The following is a 222-nucleotide window of genomic DNA, read 5'->3' on the forward strand; positions in this document are numbered from 1 at the left end:
ACCGTACGCCAACTGGCCAGTTCACGATACGTCGCCGTTGTATGATCGGAGATCGCTTGCCGGAGTAGAATCGGATGTTCGGACGGTTTCGGAGACGTGGTTCCGGTCATAAGAGTCACGACTCGGTTGAGCAGCTCACCTGTTCACTTCCTATGGCGTACTTCCTATTCAATGTCCACGACCGCTACGAGGGCTCAACCCGCTACGAGGTGGACACACTCT

The organism is Halorubrum sp. SS7 (genome assembly GCF_005435055.1).
GTDB lineage: Archaea > Halobacteriota > Halobacteria > Halobacteriales > Haloferacaceae > Halorubrum > Halorubrum salinarum.